Source organism: Cohnella faecalis (assembly GCF_003570905.1).
Taxonomy (GTDB): domain Bacteria; phylum Bacillota; class Bacilli; order Paenibacillales; family Paenibacillaceae; genus Cohnella; species Cohnella faecalis.
Genome location: NZ_QXJM01000036.1, coordinates 80,094 through 98,378, shown reverse-complemented (window position 1 = coordinate 98,378; position 18,285 = coordinate 80,094). Strand labels below are relative to the sequence as shown.

8 protein-coding genes, 2 rRNA genes and 2 pseudogenes are annotated in these 18,285 nt (G+C 49.0%); 6 read left to right on the top strand and 6 right to left on the bottom strand.

Translation table 11 applies throughout. The annotated features are described in order from the left end of the window. A pseudogene (locus D3H35_RS11180) lies at positions 1-803 on the top strand (toprim domain-containing protein); the annotation flags it as partial. A gap of 41 nt (positions 804-844) precedes the next feature. Here the strand turns inward: D3H35_RS11180 and D3H35_RS34120 are convergent. After that, a pseudogene (locus tag D3H35_RS34120) lies at positions 845-1,611 on the bottom strand (YheC/YheD family protein). A 146-nt stretch (positions 1,612-1,757) separates the two neighbouring features. Between D3H35_RS34120 and gyrA the strand changes: the two are divergent. The 4 genes from gyrA (at position 1,758) to D3H35_RS11155 (ending at position 10,464) form a co-directional block, all read left to right on the top strand. Next, positions 1,758-4,232 carry a DNA gyrase subunit A gene (gyrA, locus tag D3H35_RS11170; RefSeq protein ID WP_119149320.1) on the top strand — a complete coding sequence of 825 codons (2,475 nt, stop codon included), beginning with the start codon at positions 1,758-1,760 and terminating at the stop codon, positions 4,230-4,232. A gap of 10 nt (positions 4,233-4,242) precedes the next feature. Beyond that, positions 4,243-5,322 carry an HD-GYP domain-containing protein gene (locus D3H35_RS11165; protein ID WP_119149318.1) on the top strand — a complete coding sequence of 360 codons (1,080 nt, stop codon included), beginning with the start codon at positions 4,243-4,245 and terminating at the stop codon, positions 5,320-5,322. Between the two features lie 412 nt (positions 5,323-5,734). Continuing rightward, a 16S ribosomal RNA gene (locus D3H35_RS11160) occupies positions 5,735-7,286 on the top strand. Between the two features lie 255 nt (positions 7,287-7,541). After that, positions 7,542-10,464: ribosomal RNA gene (locus tag D3H35_RS11155) — 23S ribosomal RNA — on the top strand. The 16S and 23S rRNA genes sit together here, the layout of an rRNA operon. A gap of 1,032 nt (positions 10,465-11,496) precedes the next feature. On the opposite strand, the gene D3H35_RS30740 is transcribed toward D3H35_RS11155, so the two are convergent. Beyond that, the gene (locus D3H35_RS30740; RefSeq protein ID WP_158594071.1) at positions 11,497-11,661 is read right to left on the bottom strand and encodes a hypothetical protein; all 165 of its coding nucleotides are present in this window, start codon (positions 11,659-11,661) and stop codon (positions 11,497-11,499) included. A gap of 264 nt (positions 11,662-11,925) precedes the next feature. Between D3H35_RS30740 and D3H35_RS34115 the strand changes: the two genes are divergently transcribed. Further along, positions 11,926-12,009, top strand: a complete 84-nt coding sequence (locus D3H35_RS34115) for a hypothetical protein (protein WP_325050049.1) — start codon at positions 11,926-11,928, stop codon at positions 12,007-12,009. Between the two features lie 605 nt (positions 12,010-12,614). Here the strand turns inward: D3H35_RS34115 and D3H35_RS33465 are convergent. Genes D3H35_RS33465 through D3H35_RS11130 form a run of 4 tightly spaced genes read right to left on the bottom strand, consistent with a single transcriptional unit; the run spans position 12,615 to position 18,183 of the window. After that, entirely contained in the window at positions 12,615-12,740 is a 126-nt protein-coding gene (locus D3H35_RS33465; protein WP_267901377.1) for a hypothetical protein, read from the bottom strand. A 23-nt stretch (positions 12,741-12,763) separates the two neighbouring features. Further along, positions 12,764-13,195: a hypothetical protein gene (locus D3H35_RS11140; protein ID WP_119149315.1), complete on the bottom strand. Its 432-nt coding sequence runs from the start codon at positions 13,193-13,195 to the stop codon at positions 12,764-12,766. A gap of 1 nt (position 13,196) precedes the next feature. Then, on the bottom strand, positions 13,197-13,532 hold the full coding sequence (locus D3H35_RS34790; protein ID WP_158594070.1) for an RHS repeat-associated core domain-containing protein: 336 nt from the start codon (positions 13,530-13,532) through the stop codon (positions 13,197-13,199). After that, entirely contained in the window at positions 13,450-18,183 is a 4,734-nt protein-coding gene (locus D3H35_RS11130) for an RHS repeat domain-containing protein (RefSeq protein WP_158594069.1), read from the bottom strand. The genes D3H35_RS34790 and D3H35_RS11130 overlap by 83 nt, the downstream gene beginning before the upstream one ends. Positions 18,184-18,285: the final 102 nt, after the last annotated feature.

The window sequence follows — 18,285 nt, the reverse complement described above, 5'->3', positions numbered from 1 at the left end:
TCGCAAGGTAGTCGAGAAATCGCAGCAAGCCGCTCGTGCGCGGGAAGCGGCGAAAGAAGGCTCGCGAATTGACTCGCCGCAAAAGCGCTCTCGAAGTCAGCTCTCTGCCGGGCAAGCTGGCCGATTGCTCCTCGAAGGACGCGTTCCATCAGCGAATTGTACATCGTCGAAGGGGACTCCGCAGGCGATCGGCCAAGCAAGGACGGGATCGGCATTTCCAAGCGATTCTTCCTTTGCGGGGAAAAATTTTGAACGTCGAGAAGGCTCGTCTGGACAAAATATTGTCCAATCTCGAAATTCGGGCGATCATTACGGCGCTCGGAACGGGGATTAGCGACGATTTCGATATTACGAAAGCCCGTTATCACAAAATTTGCATCATGACCGATGCCGATGTCGACGGAGCTCATATACGTACGCTCTTGCTGACGTTCTTCTACCGGTACATGCGCAAGCTGATCGAGGAAGGCTACGTCTACATCGCTCAGCCGCCGCTGTTCAAGATCGAGCGCAACAAGGTCATTCGCTACGCCCAGTCCGAGAAGGAGCGCGACGAGATTATCGCTCAATTCGGAGAAGGCGTGAAGTTGAGTATCCAGCGCTACAAAGGTCTCGGAGAGATGAATGCGTCGCAGCTGTGGGAGACGACAATGGATCCGGACAGCCGGACGATGCTGCAAGTGCGGATCGAAGACGCCATGCATGCGGACCTTATTTTCGACACGTTGATGGGCGACAACGTCGAGCCAAGACGCGAGTTTATTCAACAACACGCTAAGATGGTCAAGAACCTGGACGTATAGACAAATTGGGGGGTATCTCTTCTGGAGATACCCCCTGCGGATTAACGGCGCTTTCGCCGGAATCGACCGTATGCGACACAGTAGCTGTAAATACGCTTAAATACGCTTCGGGACGGCAATTTTTTGAAGATGTACGGATCGGGCAACGTGTTGACTTCGAGTATCCATGGCTTTAATTGCTCGTCGATGGCGAAGTCGATTCCGATTTCCTTAATCCTCGGATATCTCTTCTCCAACGATGCAGCCACTTGAACGCTGAGCTTGCGAATCCCGTTGAGATAGGAAGGGAGCACGTGGTCCGGAACATGCGTTGCAAGTAGCCGTTCAATTGGCAGAGGGGTTCCTCCGCTATGATAGTTGGTTACGATTTTGCGAGGATGGCCCAGCCTGCCGATCAACCCCGTCGTTTCCCAGCGATTTGCGGGTTTTTTTGAACCATGGAGCGCAGATCGAATCGGCGGCCCTTGTGCTTAAGTAGCGGAATTCCTTGCTGGGCTAGGTAGCTTCGTTTGCGCTTCACGGCTACTAGCCGATCGTACATTTCATCGAATGAAAGGAACTCATACTTTTTTTCGCCGGATTGAAAAAAGTATGGTGCCGCTCCTTCCGTTCTCTTTTCCAACCGGATGACGCCCTTGCCGAAAGTGCCTTGTACCGGCTTCACGTAAATCATCTCGAAACGGTCGAGAAGCTCCTTCACGGTTAGGCGGTTAAAGTGGCTTGTGACGGGGACGTATTCGGCTACCGCCGGGTCTTTTAGAAGCGTCTCGGTTTTCGCCCATTTGCTGAGGACGCGCTGGATTCGCATGATGGGTTCATCCAACCTTTCCCTCGACATTATGCTATAATGGAATTATTCGTGCTTTTTAGTTTATGACGGAATATGCCGTGCCGTGTGTCGATTTAACGGCGCTCGTGCGAGTTGAAATTCGTATTTGACGTAGGAGGATCTACATGGCTGAAGAGCAACGCTTCCAAGTCCGCGACCGCGATATAGGGGTCGAGATGCGGGAATCGTTCATGGACTATGCAATGAGCATCATTGTAAGCCGGGCGCTTCCGGACGTGCGCGACGGTCTGAAGCCGGTTCATAGGCGTATTCTATATGCCATGTCCGAGCTTGGAATGGCACCGGACAAGCCGTATAAGAAATCCGCCAGGATCGTCGGCGAAGTAATCGGCAAATACCATCCTCACGGGGATTCATCGATTTATGAAGCCATGGTGCGGATGGCGCAAGACTTCTCGCTTCGTTACATGCTTGTCGACGGTCATGGCAACTTTGGCTCGATCGACGGCGATTTTGCTGCCGCTATGCGATATACCGAAGCGCGGATGTCCAAGATCGCATTGGAGATGCTGCGGGACATCAACAAGGAAACCGTCGATTTTATTCCGAACTACGACGGCGAAGAGCAAGAGCCGTCCGTACTTCCGGCTCGATATCCGAATTTACTTGTTAACGGCAATACCGGTATTGCCGTTGGGATGGCGACGAATATCCCGCCGCATAATTTGCGCGAAGTCATTAACGGCACGCAGGCGCTGATTCGCAACCCGGAATTGACCGCTGCCGATTTGATGGAGTTTATTTCGGGTCCGGATTTTCCGACGGCCGGCCTCATACTCGGTCGCCAAGGAATTCGTCAAGCTTACACGACAGGTCGAGGCTCCGTCACGATGAGAGCCCGCGCCGAGATCGAAGAGGTTGGCGGCAAAGCCCGGATTATCGTTCACGAGCTTCCTTACCAAGTAATCAAAGCCCGGCTTGTCGAGAAGATCGCCGAGCTCGTTCGGGATAAGAAGCTTGAAGGCATTACCGACCTGCGCGATGAATCCGACCGCAACGGAATGCGGGTCGTCATCGAGCTTCGGCGCGATGCCAATCCGAGCGTTGTGCTGAACAATCTATACAAACAAACAGCGATGCAATCCACGTTCGGCGTTAACATGCTTGCGATCGTGAACAAGGAGCCAAAGCTGCTTAACTTGCGCGATGCGTTGTATTACTACATCGAGCATCAGATCGAAGTTATCCGCAGACGGACCGAGTTCGATCTGAAGAAAGCCGAAGCGCGCGCGCATATCCTGCAAGGGTTGCGGATCGCGCTTGATCATCTGGACGAGGTTATCGCCTTGATCCGCGCATCCCAAACCGCTGAAATTGCCCGCGAAGGCTTGATTACCCGATTCGGTCTGTCGCATGATCAAGCGCAAGCCATTCTTGATATGCGGCTTCAGCGTCTGACCGGACTGGAACGCGACAAGATCGAGCAGGAATATGCCGAGTTGATGCAGAAGATCGCCGAATACAAAGCGATTCTCGGAGATGAGGCGCTCGTGCTGGACATCATTTACGACGAGCTCGAAGAGATCAAGCTCAAGTTCGGAGACGAGAGACGTACGGAAATTACGCATAGCGACGAAGAGATTCTGGACGAAGACTTGATACCGCGCGATGACGTCGTTATTACGATGAGCCATTCCGGTTATATCAAGCGTCTTCCGGTTTCGACGTATCGCAGCCAGAAGAGGGGCGGACGGGGCGTAACGGGAATGGGAACGAAGGACGAGGATTTCGTCGAGAACCTATTCATTTCCAATACGCACCATTACTTGTTGTTCTTTACGAACAAAGGCCGCGTGTTCCGTCTGAAGGCTTACGAAATTCCGGATCTTAGCCGTACGGCCAAGGGAACGCCGATCATTAACCTGATTCAGATCGAACAGGGAGAGACGATCAACGCGGTCATTCCGGTCGAAGCGTTCGAGCCGAACAAATACTTGTTCTTCGCTACCCGTAACGGGATTGTGAAGAAAACGCCGCTCGACGATTATTCCAACATCCGAAGAGTCGGTCTGATCGCCATTTCCTTGCGCGAAGACGACGATCTGATCGGAGTTAAGCTGACGGACGGCGAGCAAGAGATCATTATGGGAACGCGTCAAGGGATGTCCATTCGTTTCCCTGAGAAGGATGTCCGCTCGATGGGACGTTCCGCTACGGGCGTCAAGGGCATTCAGCTTGACGATGACGATAACGTTATCGATATGGACGTCGTCGAACCGAACGAGGATGTGCTGATCGTAACCGCCAAAGGCTACGGCAAGCGGACTCCGATGACCGAATACCGCATCCAAACGCGCGGCGGCAAAGGCATTAAGACGTTGAACGTGACGGAGAAGAACGGCGATATCGTCAGCCTGAAGGTCGTTCATGACGATGAGGATTTGATGATTATGACGACCTCCGGAACGCTTATTCGGACAAGCATGTCCGGCATTAACTCGATGGGACGTATCACGCAAGGCGTGAAGCTCATTAATATTCGCGACGAGGATGCCGTGGCAACGGTCACTCGCGCGCCTCGCAGCGAAGACGACGACCAAGACGAATCGGAAGACAGCATCGAAGGAGAGACGGAATAGGAGGGATAGCATGCCAATCATCCCCACTTCCCAGGTTCAGGCCGGAGATCGGCTTGGGAGCGATGTTCAAACGGCTTTGGGCAGCATCCTTCTGCAAAAAGGAAGGGCGCTGTCCGAGCGCGATCTGGAAATCTTGCAAGCGTACCTCATCGCTAGCGTGGAGGTATCACGGAGCGGTCTGGATGAGAACGAAATGGACCTGCCTGCGGACGAGCTTGCAGCGAACGCTTCGGACATCAAGCAGACTCCGCTTCAGCAACAATTCGTTCATATGGAGCTGTTGCTGAAACGAGTGTTCTCCATGGTCCAGTCCGGCTTGAAAATCCCGGTCCTGGACGTGCGCAACGGGCTCAGCGCTCTGCTCAGCCGAATAGACGAGTATAATATACTGACCTTCTACCTTCCGCCATCGGAAGGAAAGACGGACGTCCTCATTCGGAATAGCGTGTTGTGCGCGATGACTTCCTACACGCTTGCCAAGTGGAACAAGTTCCCGGAGAAGGACTTGTTTCCGATTGCTATGGCCGGCTTGCTTCACGACATCGGCAATACCAAGGTCGATTCCGCAGTTCTGCACAAGCCGTCTCGTTTGACCAACGACGAGATGCTTGAAATGAGGCAGCATACCCTTCACGGCTTCCGACTGCTTGAGAACGTAACTTCTCTCAATCAAGGCATCTGGCTATCGGCGCTTCAGCATCACGAGCGGATCGACGGCAGCGGCTATCCGATGAAGCTTAAGGGCGATAAGATTCACCCCTACGCCAAAATCGTCGCCATCGCCGATATGTATCACGCTATGACGTCCAACCGTCACTATCGAAAAGCCGAGTCGCCTTATCTCGTACTCGAAGAGCTGCATGCCGGTTCTTTTGGAAAATTGGATCCGGTATACGTGCAGACTTTCATCGAGAGGACGACCCAGTTCCATAACGGATTGTTCGTTAGGCTGAACGACGGTCGTTTGGGCGAGATCGTCTTTAGCGATCGGAATCATCCGACGAGGCCGATGGTGTCGATTCACGGACAGATCGTGAATTTGGCTCAAGACCGAAAGTTGTTTATCTGCGAAGTATTTACTTCGAATTAAGAGGCATATCTTTAGACCGAATCAGGCGGGTCATAGCGCTTGATTCGGTCTTTTCTTTTCTATAGGAATTCCTTTAACTACTTTCGTTACAAGTCGACATACTCACAGATTTCTTCTTTGTGTACTAGTGCGGACGGGCGGTCAATAGGGTATAGTAAGCGGCTAGAAAAAAGAATTCAAAATAAGTTAAAAAAACAGTTGCATTCGATATCTGAGCGTGATATATTATTTAAGTCGCCGCTGAGCGATACGAAAAAAAGCGAGGCTGAGAAGCCAAGCGATTGCTCCTTGAAAACTGAACATCGAGCGTAATACGGATCCCTGAAGACAAGGCTTAGGCCGAGTCGGAAGGACCAAAAAGTAAGACCAGCTTTGAAAGAGCCATCGAGGTTCTTCAATAAAGTGTAACACTTTAATGGAGAGTTTGATCCTGGCTCAGGACGAACGCTGGCGGCGTGCCTAATACATGCAAGTCGAGCGGATCTTGGAGGGAGCTTGCTCCCGATAAGGTTAGCGGCGGACGGGTGAGTAACACGTAGGCAACCTGCCCCTAAGACTGGGATAACATTCGGAAACGAATGCTAAGACCGGATACGCAAGCTTGTCGCATGACGGGCTTGGGAAACACGGAGCAATCTGTGGTTTAGGGATGGGCCTGCGGCGCATTAGCTAGTTGGTGGGGTAACGGCTCACCAAGGCGACGATGCGTAGCCGACCTGAGAGGGTGAACGGCCACACTGGGACTGAGACACGGCCCAGACTCCTACGGGAGGCAGCAGTAGGGAATCTTCCACAATGGGCGCAAGCCTGATGGAGCAACGCCGCGTGAGTGAGGAAGGCTTTCGGGTCGTAAAGCTCTGTTGCCAGGGAAGAATAAGGGTGTGTTAACTGCACATTCGATGACGGTACCTGAGAAGAAAGCCCCGGCTAACTACGTGCCAGCAGCCGCGGTAATACGTAGGGGGCAAGCGTTGTCCGGAATTATTGGGCGTAAAGCGCGCGCAGGCGGTCTTTTAAGTCTGGTGTCTAAGTGCGGGGCTCAACCCCGTGATGCACTGGAAACTGGGAGACTTGAGTGCAGAAGAGGAGAGCGGAATTCCACGTGTAGCGGTGAAATGCGTAGAGATGTGGAGGAACACCAGTGGCGAAGGCGGCTCTCTGGACTGTAACTGACGCTGAGGCGCGAAAGCGTGGGGAGCAAACAGGATTAGATACCCTGGTAGTCCACGCCGTAAACGATGAGTGCTAGGTGTTGGGGGGGTCCACCCCTCGGTGCCGAAGTTAACACATTAAGCACTCCGCCTGGGGAGTACGGTCGCAAGACTGAAACTCAAAGGAATTGACGGGGACCCGCACAAGCAGTGGAGTATGTGGTTTAATTCGAAGCAACGCGAAGAACCTTACCAGGTCTTGACATCCCTCTGACCGGTACAGAGATGTACCTTTCCTTCGGACAGAGGAGACAGGTGGTGCATGGTTGTCGTCAGCTCGTGTCGTGAGATGTTGGGTTAAGTCCCGCAACGAGCGCAACCCTTGAACTTAGTTGCCAGCACGTTAAGGTGGGCACTCTAGGTTGACTGCCGGTGACAAACCGGAGGAAGGCGGGGATGACGTCAAATCATCATGCCCCTTATGACCTGGGCTACACACGTACTACAATGGCCGGTACAACGGGCTGCGAAGGAGCGATCCGGAGCCAATCCCAGCAAAGCCGGTCTCAGTTCGGATTGTAGGCTGCAACTCGCCTGCATGAAGTCGGAATTGCTAGTAATCGCGGATCAGCATGCCGCGGTGAATACGTTCCCGGGTCTTGTACACACCGCCCGTCACACCACGAGAGTTTACAACACCCGAAGTCGGTGGGGTAACCCGCAAGGGAGCCAGCCGCCGAAGGTGGGGTAGATGATTGGGTGAAGTCGTAACAAGGTAGCCGTATCGGAAGGTGCGGCTGGATCACCTCCTTTCTAAGGAGCCCGCAAGGGCTAACAAAGTCCACAGCTCGCGTCAGCGAGGTGGCAATCCGTATTGCGCTCGAGTTCAGTTTTGAAGGATCAATTCCTTCAATTAGGTATCATCTTGTACCTTGAAAACCGGATAGCGAAAACGAAATGCGCGAAAGACATCATTCGCCTTACTTGCTGTTGGTTTGCAACGGAAGTTGTGAATCAAGAAGTTGACAACGGAGCATTAGCCTTTGGCTAACGCTAACAGTTGCAACAGGTTAAGCTAATAAGGGCGCACGGAGGATGCCTAGGCGCCAGGAGCCGAAGAAGGACGCGACGAACAGCGATATGCCTCGGGGAGCCGTAAGTGGGCTTTGATCCGGGGATTTCCGAATGGGGAAACCCAGCTGCGGTAATGCGCAGTTACCCTTGACTGAATACATAGGTCATTGGAGGCATACCCGGGGAACTGAAACATCTAAGTACCCGGAGGAGAAGAAAACAAGAGTGATTCCGTCAGTAGCGGCGAGCGAAAGCGGATTAGCCCAAACCTAAGAGCTTGCTCTTAGGGGTTGTGGGACGTCTCACATGGAGTTACAAAGGAGCAGGGTAGACGAAGAGGACTGGAAAGTCCCGTCAAAGAAGGTAACAACCCTGTAGTCGAAAGTCTGCTCCCTCCGAGACGGATCCCGAGTACCGCGGACACGAGAAAACCCGTGGGAATCCGGCAGGACCATCTGCCAAGGCTAAATACTCCCTGGCGACCGATAGTGAACCAGTACCGTGAGGGAAAGGTGAAAAGCACCGCGGGAGCGGAGTGAAAAAGAACCTGAAACCGTGCGCTTACAAGAAGTCAGAGCCCGATCTAGGGGTGATGGCGTGCCTTTTGTAGAATGAACCGGCGAGTTACGTTCACGTGCAAGGTTAAGCTGAAGAGGCGGAGCCGAAGGGAAACCAAGTCTGAATAGGGCGAATAAGTACGTGGTCGTAGACCCGAAACCGTGTGATCTACCCCTGTGCAGGGTGAAGGTGCGGTAACACGCACTGGAGCCCGAACTCGTGAGCGTTGAAAAGCTCTGGGATGACGTGGGGTAGGGGAGAAATTCCAATCGAACTCGGAGATAGCTGGTTCTCCCCGAAATAGCTTTAGGGCTAGCCTCGAGGTTAAGCATCATGGAGGTAGAGCACTGATTGGGTGCGGGGCCCGCCAAGGGTTACCAAGTCCAGTCAAACTCCGAATGCCATGTATGTATACTCGGGAGTCAGACGGCGAGTGCTAAGATCCGTCGTCAAGAGGGAAAGAGCCCAGATCATCAGCTAAGGTCCCCAAGTGTGTGTTAAGTGGGAAAGGATGTGGAGTTGCGAAGACAACCAGGATGTTGGCTTAGAAGCAGCCACCATTTAGAGTAGTAAGTGCGTAATAGCTCACTGGTCGAGTGACTCTGCGCCGAAAATGTAACGGGGCTAAACACACCACCGAAGCTATGGCATGTACAGCAATGTACTTGGGTAGGGGAGCGTTGTATGCGGGTAGAAGTCAGACCGTAAGGACTGGTGGACTGCATAGAAGTGAGAATGCCGGTATGAGTAACGAAAAGATCAGTGAGAATCTGATCCGCCGAAAACCTAAGGGTTCCTGGGGAAGGTTCGTCCGCCCAGGGTAAGTCGGGACCTAAGGCGAGGCCGAAAGGCGTAGTCGAAGGACAACAGGTTGAAATTCCTGTACCACCGTAAATCGTTACGAGCGATGGGGGACGCAGGAGGCAAGGACGCGAGCGGATGGAAGAGCTCGTCCAAGCAGCAAGAGGTAGCATAGGCAAATCCGTGCTACGTAACCTCAAGCTGTGATGGGGAGGGAAATTGCAGTACCGAAGGTCCCGTGCTCACGCTGCCAAGAAAAGCCTCTAGCCAGATGAAGGTGCCCGTACCGTAAACCGACACAGGTGGGTGAGATGAATAGTCTAAGGCGCGCGAAAGAACTCTCGTTAAGGAACTCGGCAAAATGACCCCGTAACTTCGGGAGAAGGGGTGCCCCGGTAGTGTGAATAGCACGAGGGGCCGCAGTGAAGAGGCCCAAGCGACTGTTTAGCAAAAACACAGGTCTGTGCGAAGCCGTAAGGCGAAGTATACGGGCTGACGCCTGCCCGGTGCTGGAAGGTTAAGGGGAGCGGTTAGGGGCAACCCGAAGCTGTGAACCGAAGCCCCAGTAAACGGCGGCCGTAACTATAACGGTCCTAAGGTAGCGAAATTCCTTGTCAGGTAAATTCTGACCCGCACGAATGGCGTAACGATCTTGGGCGCTGTCTCAACGAGAGATCCGGTGAAATTTTAGTACCTGTGAAGATGCAGGTTACCCGCGACGTGACGGAAAGACCCCATGGAGCTTTACTGGAGCTTGATATTGAACTTTGGTACGGTCTGTACAGGATAGGTGGGAGCCTTGGAAGCCTGAGCGCCAGCTTAGGTGGAGGCGCCGTTGGGATACCACCCTGATCGTATCGGAGTTCTAACCTGCCACCCTTATCGGGTGGAGGGACCGTGTCAGGCGGCCAGTTTGACTGGGGCGGTCGCCTCCTAAAGAGTAACGGAGGCGCCCCAAGGTTCCCTCAGCGCGGTTGGAAATCGCGCGAAGAGTGCAAAGGCATAAGGGAGCTTGACTGCGAGACCTACAAGTCGAGCAGGGACGAAAGTCGGGCTTAGTGATCCGGTGGTACCGAATGGAAGGGCCATCGCTCAACGGATAAAAGCTACCCTGGGGATAACAGGCTTATCTCCCCCAAGAGTCCACATCGACGGGGAGGTTTGGCACCTCGATGTCGGCTCATCGCATCCTGGGGCTGAAGTAGGTCCCAAGGGTTGGGCTGTTCGCCCATTAAAGCGGTACGCGAGCTGGGTTCAGAACGTCGTGAGACAGTTCGGTCCCTATCTGTCGCGGGCGTAGGAAATTTGAGAGGGCTGTCCTTAGTACGAGAGGACCGGGATGGACGCGCCGCTGTGCGTTGTTGTGCCAGTACCAGTTGTTCCGCCAGAAGCAAGCTGGTAGCCAAGCGCGCTGGAGCATCTAAGCGCTGAAGCCCGCCTCAAGACGAAGATTTCCCAGTATGTAAGACCCCTGGAAGAACACCAGGTTGATAGGCTCGGGTGGAAGCGCGGCAACGTGTGCAGCTGACGAGTACTAATCGGTCGAGGGCTTATCCTAACAAACACAGGTAAGACGATGTTAATCGCTCATTTCGTTTTCGCATCCGGTTTTCAGGGCGCAAGCCTTGAAACAACGCACGACTGCAACGTATAGCACAGCTATACAGCCTGCAGCCATGCGGCTCGTGACGACTTCGTCGCACGATCGGTCTGGTGAGATGAGAGCGGACTCGCGTACGCGTACCCATCACAACGACCGTAAGCCAGCCAGCAGCCAATGTACTTGGACCCAGGGTCCTGGGAGAGTAGGACGTCGCCAGGCAAACGAAAAGACACCTTCTTAGGAGGGTGTCTTTTTCTATATACAATGTTTGTTAGTGATTTCGCCGAGAGTATCCTCGTTAACCGGGAATCAGCCGGTTACGCGGGCGTAAAGAAGATATGCAAAGCCCAATAGCCATGCCTCAGCCGGTTGCGCGAGCGGAACGAGAGTGTGGAAGCCCAATAGCCGTGCCTCGAACGGTTACGTGGGGCAGAATGAGAGTATGGAAGCCCAATAGCCATGCGTCAGCCGGTTATGCGAGAGGAGCGAAAGTGTGGAAGCTCAATAGCCATGCCTCAGCCGGTTACGTAAGCGGAATGAGAGTGTGGAAGCTCAATAGCCGTGCGTCGAACGGTTACGTGAGCGGAAAAAAGGGTCAAAGAAGCGCAAAGGGGCGCTTACCTGTGGTAGTAGTATATTTCGTGTCCATCCAGACGGATGACGCCGTCTCCTTTTTCGCGTCTTAGCGACCACAATAGACGGACTCGCGGGGGGAGAGCAGCCAGAAGTGCCAGTACAACAAGGCAATTACCCACGCGGATGACGCCCAAGGATAGAACAGCCCGGTTACGCAGCAGCCTACGAGGATCAAATGAAAGTGAAGCCGCCGAAACAATCCGAGGTTCGAATCGAGGATGGGGAGCGGCCCGATCCAGGGCCAATCGCTTCGGAAGGTCCATTTTTTTTCGGAGGGCTCGTCGACTCTTCTCAAGGTTAGTCTAAGTACGATAGCGTGCACTACCAGCATAATAACGGAGGACGCGGCCGCTACGGCCAAGCCGAATTGCCGTAGACTACGGTTAAAGCGGCGGTGCCGAGCAAGGCGGTTGCCATATAGCTATATTTGGACTCGGGCCGGAGTGTAATTTTGCGAATGAGTCTATAATGGTAGATAGTCGGCTCGCTAACGACGGAAGGCGAGCTTGGAGACATGGACGTTCACTCCCTTGTTAAGTAGGGGTTCTTCTGAATTTACTATCGGCTTGATAAGCCTAGAATGTTATGGGGAGATTTGCTCAATAAAGCTATGAAAGACGTATTTTTTCATAGAATATGGGCAGACTGATAGCTATCATACTTAAAGGCTGGGATGTCCATGGAGCCGATCGAACGGAAAACCTGCATCATATGCGGAGAACAAAAAGAAGAAGGCATTAAGTTGTAACGGAATTTATATGCGTCTCCTGTGAGAGGGAGATGGTAAGCACGAAGGTGGAAGATCGCAAATATCCGTTTTTCGTTCAGCAATTGAAGCAAGTGTGGGTTCGTTTCCACGTATGAGACCAGCGAATGACAGATCAGGCCGGAGCCAGGAGGTTTCGGTTTTTTTGTATCTTGGTTTGGCATAAGTAGGGACGGTTGGTAAAATGGGAGAATAATCGAATTAATGGATCTACATCGCCATGCCCATTGTACGAATAGTACCCTTTTTGATATGTTGCATTGTCTTTCCTGAGAGCAGCTCGATGGGTGGCTAAAAAAGCCCCTACCAGTTTAAATTCTCTTTCAAAGCCCAGTTTACAGTGCTTTTGGACGGAAGAACGCAAATCGATCTCAAAATGAAATTAGCCGAAACTTGTCCCGATCAAAACGAAGGGCTTGGTAACCCCACCTCACTTATCCCGATTACGATGCCGGAACATCGAAGGAAGATGAAGTAGTGGATCCAATGCCCTGATTCCGTTCATAGGCCGTTTCGGCCCTTTCATTTCGACCAAAAACAAGTTATTCAGTTAATTCAACATAAGTAGTTTCTTTACATACACAACAACATTCACGCATTAAAGGCTCAAGTTCAAGTAAATCTGAAGTTCTTTTTTCCCATATCGGGTTTGACCAGTCTAACTGTCTAATCAACATTAATGCAAATTCATTTCCATACCACCCTAAGTCAGTACATACATGTCTTCATTGTATGAAACCTGAAATAGATCTTCTTCATGCAAATAGTTTGGGTTTTGTGTTTCATTGTAAGTTACTAAGCCTGGGCTAAAATCAATTCCTTCAAACATGTTATCCCTCCTTTACGATTTTTTCAATAGGCTTTAGCTTCTTCTTCGCTAATAGGATGTATGTATTTACCCCCACTTTCTTTTACCACCACATATTTTGTTTCTTTACCGAGATAAGCACCTACAATGTCATCGAACTCTAGTATTTTCCACGTAGATCCGTTACTATCTTTTACTATTTTACCTTGATCCCATGTAATTCTTTCTAGCATTCGTTTCGATCCCAGGCTTATACTTCGCTGAACCAGTTTTGTACTTTGAATAGCCTTTTTGTCCCACTTCACTTTACTATCCAAAGTATGTTTGTTTTTATATGGGCTCCAAGTAATGTCTTGTGTTTTCTTAAGTTTATTGTAGTAGGATGTAGCTTCCTCGCCGCTTTTAAACGTTATTTTACCTACTTTTAGCACATATGAACCTGGGCAAAAGGTATAATTGTTGCCGCAATATCCCAAGCTAAGAACCCTGCATTACTCCAACTAGGTCATTCCATAAATCAACGGCACTCCATCCGATACTCATTACATCTACAATAGTTTCCCAAAAATGTCCTGATGGGTCTGAATATATTAATGGATTATTGCCCACATACGTATACAAGTTCAACGTCAGCGGATTATCAATCTGCCCCTCATAGCTATCCTCATTAATGAACCTTCCAATACTTGGATCATAATACCTGGCTCGTAAATAAATCAAGCCCGATTCGTCATCCTGGATCTCGCCGGTATATTTGAAAGGTTGGACATCCCTTCCGTTTGGCTTGTGATATTCCCCAAATGTCGTAGTCATAGGAATTAATGGCCGTTCCGGCAGCATCGGTTATCCGGACTACATCGCCATGCCCATTGTACGAATAGTACCCTTTTTGATTTGTTGCATTGTCTTTTCTGAAAATCAGCTCATTGCCCCATATATTTCGAGCTTTGCTGTTTCCGTTGGAATCTAGTTCATCGATCACACGTCCATTCAAGTAGACAAATCGAGTTAATACGCCGTTTACCTTCTTGGTTGCCCTCAACCCGTCTCCATAATAAGTATACAACGCCTGATTGGTTCCGTTAGTGAACGTCTTTAATTGATCAAGAGAATTATAAGTATATGTGTCACTATTGGCGGTAAGTCTGTTTCCACGATTATCATAAGTGAAATTAATCGTATTCGATGGCAACGCTGCTTGAGTTAGTCTGTTCGAATTATCATAGGCAAAGGAATACGTTTGACCGTTTTGCTCAAAGGATTGAATGTTGCCCCGATCATCATAATGATATTCCTTTTGTGATGAAACATCCGTGGATATGCGATTCAGTCCGTCATACAAATAGTTAAATATTTGTCCGTTGCGATTAATGGTTTCAATATTGCCAAATGAGTCAAACCCGAAGCTCTCCGTCCATTCGGGAGCAGATGACGAGCGGGAATGGGTTACCGAGACAAGCTCGTCGAAGCCGTCGATCAATTTCTCCTGCACAAGTCCATTAGGATAAGTGACGGTATATTTATTGGCGTTCTGGCTTACATTGTATCCGTAGCTCACGACACCCATGTCAGGATAAGATACGGTTGAAATTCGATTTAAGGCATCATACGAATAGTTGACGGCCGCATTGTCAGGGTATACAACGGTGGATAAGCGGTCAAAAGCATCGTAAGCAAATGAATATTTTTTCCCGGCAACCGTCTGTTGATCAAGGTGCTTCCAGCTGTCGTAACGATACGTCAAAGTCTCGTTTTCACTGTTGGTTATTCCCGTTACGAGCCTTGACGTCGGATCGAATGTATTTTGAAGCCAATACAGCTCCGTCCCCGTTGCATTTTTAACGGAAAGCCGTTCCTGCTCATTATACGGGGTATACGAATAATTAGAGATTTGCCCCTCTTCGTCAATAACCTTCTCGACCAGACCGTTAGTTCTGTACTGATAGTTTTTAGCTTGTCCGTTTGCATTTGTGCTTTTTAGAAGCCATCCAAGCTCATTATATTGCTTCTGGTTTTGCAATACACCGTTAATTGAAATGCTTTCAAGCTGATTCGACGAGTTGTAGGTATACTTGTACTGTTGACCTTTCTCATCTCTAACATAAATCAAATTTCCTACTGCATCGTATTCAAACCAGGTTGTTTGGAGCTGACCGTTTGAAATAACTTGCCTCTTGGTAACTTGACCCGCGCCATTGTAATCTTGCAGCGTTGTTCTAGTTTTGCTGCCGCTTTTTTCTACTTGCTTGACCACTCTTCCCGCTCGATCGGCATAGCTCCATGTTTCCTTCCCGTCCTGATCGACCGTTTTCGATGTCATTTGCGGCAGCGAGAGCGATCCATCCGTGGCTGTGACGGAATTCGAGTAGTAATAATTTGAACTTTGTCCCAGTGCGTTTGTGACAGTCTGAATTTGACCGTCCTCGCCGTAACTGTAATACTCGCCTTTAGTTGGATCGTTATATGGCAGCGTTGCTTTAACAACCATCCCTGTAGAGTCGAATATCTTGGTTTGAATTACTTTGGTATTCGATCCGATTGCTCGTTGTATTTTTTCTTCTGTACCGTAAGGTGTGTACGTTGAGATGATCTTCTCGCCATCCGGCAATATCTTAGTTATCGTTCTATTCGAGTCATCGTACGTATATTGGATCGTTCTTGTTCCCCCTCCGGTAGAAGGGATGAACGATTCGCTCAGTTTCCTGTTCAGCGAATCGTACGTGTATACAACTTTGCTTCCGTCCGGATAGGTCTGTGATGTAACTCTATTCAATGAATCATAAGTATAACTATTTGATACTTCCGTTTTTAATGTCCCGTCCGATAATTTAACGGAAACAGTTTCTTTGATTACCAGAAACCCTCTCGTATCGTACAAGTAATTAATGACTTGCGTGGATCCATCCGCTGTAACGATCACTTGCGTAGGCATCTTCCTGACATTGTAAGACACATATTCCTCTGTCGAGCTTTTAACAACAGGCAACTGTGTCGCAGGATCGTTATAGGTTTGTTTTGTAGTTATTTTTTTTATAGTCGAGTCTGTGTTATATTCAAACGTATTTTCGGTTTTCGATTTCCCATCCGCCGAAACGATAGACTGATAGCTGACTTGATGTTTAATCCCATCGTATTGCGCCGTCATCTTATTGCCAAGCGTGTCTTCTTTATAAATCACATCGCCGTAGTCGTTATACTCCAGCTTCTGGATATTCGCAAAATTAGCAATGTTGCCAGGCAGACTTCTCCCGAAGTCATTGACCAGATTGCCTTGTCCCCCGTTCAATGACTTAATGAGATAAGGCTTGTTCGTTCCTTCGTCATATTGATAAGCGGTTATATTCTCAGTCGAATACGAAATGTTATTAGAACCGTCAGTTACATTCAAATTGTTCTGGGGCAGCTGGTTGATTTGCTTTTCCCAAAGCAATTTGAACGTTCCTTTGCTGGTAACCCTGAACTCCCGCTTAGCGCTGGTCGAAAAACCCTCGTAAATTTGAGTCATTGAGCTGCTCTGAATATCGCCATTCCGATAACTCGATGCATTAACAAGCCGATGAGCAGGCAAATACGTCGTAGCTGGAGTTACACTCTTGGGCCGATTCCATATTTCCTGGGCTCTGCTGTAATCTCGTTGATAATTGTTAGTGTAAATTTTGGTTTGACCGTTTGCATCTGTATACGAATAAAAAACATTGACTACCGGTAGATAGCCTATGTACTGCAACAAGTTCAAATCGCCGTAACTTCTAATAGTTCCTCGTTTCTGCTCGCTTTCTTCGTAATCGGTATATTGAGGCCAGCTTCTATCGTAGGTCGAATATTGAACTGTCGTCTTGAATCCGGTGTAATCTGTAATTTCCTTTAACAGCAGATAAGCAACCTCGCCGTAATAACCCTTATTTAACCTAACGACTTCTGCCGACTCTACGCCATTCCCGTTGCGATCTTTGACATCAAGAATATAGTTGCCGTTTTGATCGATAAAATATTTCCAGTCGTCCTCTAAATTAAAGTCGGCAAGCGTCTGAGTAGGGTTGTAGTACGTATACGCTTTTAATGTTTTATTCTGAAGGACATCTACTACGCTTTCTAGCTGGTAATAAGCCAAGCCTGCCGCTATTGTAGTTTCCCTTGTCAATTTGCGTATGGTCAGAGGCGTAGTTGTAGTAGTTCGCGGCACATTGTATTTCACATGCTTGATCAGCGTATTCGTTCGATCGAATACTTGAAACCCGGATACTTTTTTTCCGCTAAGCAGTATATCCACGTAAAACGGTTGACCCAAAGGATCGATAGTCAATTTTTCAAGCGTAGATGTGCTGGGATAGTTTTTGAAGGTATAGGTGACGAAATTTCCCTTTTTATTTCTTTTCATTTTAATCCGCATAGTCGCTCTATCAAAATAATAGGAAACATTATCGTCTACAGTAATGACATAATCGTCTTTTGTCTCCGAGTATGTCACGTTTTTATATGTGCTGTTTAACAGAGTGCTCGAAGCAAACGTATATGTGTTTCCATCATCCAATTGAAATCTACTATAGCCAACGTTGTACCCATAAAATGTTGTAAATTCATATTTTGAATTGTTTGTTTCTTTTTTATAAATACCATACTTATCAAAATAACCAATAGTCATTATTGGAATGTTTAATTCCCATCCAGGTGCAATTTCGTTAACCCCATAGGATGCAGGCTGCGCGCTTGTTGTATTGTTCAGATCCGCATCTTGAACAAAATCATATGGTTGATTTGAGTCGCAGCAACTTACGACCGGACGAGAAAAAAACGAAGACGACGAGTTGTAGCTTCTTTCCAAAACGATGTCTAAACCTACGTCACCTTTCAAAAATAAATCGATGTCGCTTTGATTAAAAGATTTCGAAACGGGGTCGACATCTCCCTCGAAAGACTGCTGATAATTAAAGCCGGCGTCTTTGGGAGAATAAGAGTACTCGGTAGAGGCTGCTGCAGCCGTTGCGTTAATCGATGTCGATGCCTTGGAATTTCCGTTTAGGCTTCTTTCCGTTGCTTCGCTTTGAATGTTTTTACTTACTTGAGGAACGAGATATTGTTTGACGAGCGGGACTAGTCGTTCAAGATTGGCTTGCTGGTCCTGAGATAATTGTAAATACATTTTTTTTAGCTTTGCATCGTCCAGGGAAAGAAAAATCGTTAATTCTTCTTGGCTTAACGAGCTGACAAGCTCGGGGTAATAATAGGCTGAAAGCAAACGCATCTCCGAAGTAAAGCGTTCTTTGATAGATTTAAGCTGCTGATCTGAAAAAACACTGTTGATACCGGACTCGTCGTTATTTACGGTGCCATTCTGCACTTCCGACCTTACGCTATTTGTCTGCGAAGCAACAGCTTCCGGCACGGTCTGCTCCGCATCGGCTATTTGAAACGAAGACAACATTATTGCAAATGACAATACAATTGCGCTTAACCTTTTCTTCATGCCTGATTCATTCTCCTCATTTTTGTAATTCTCAATAAAAAAATTCATTTTTTAATGTCATCTGTAATTATGTTGAAAAAATTGGAATTTTGCAATACGAGA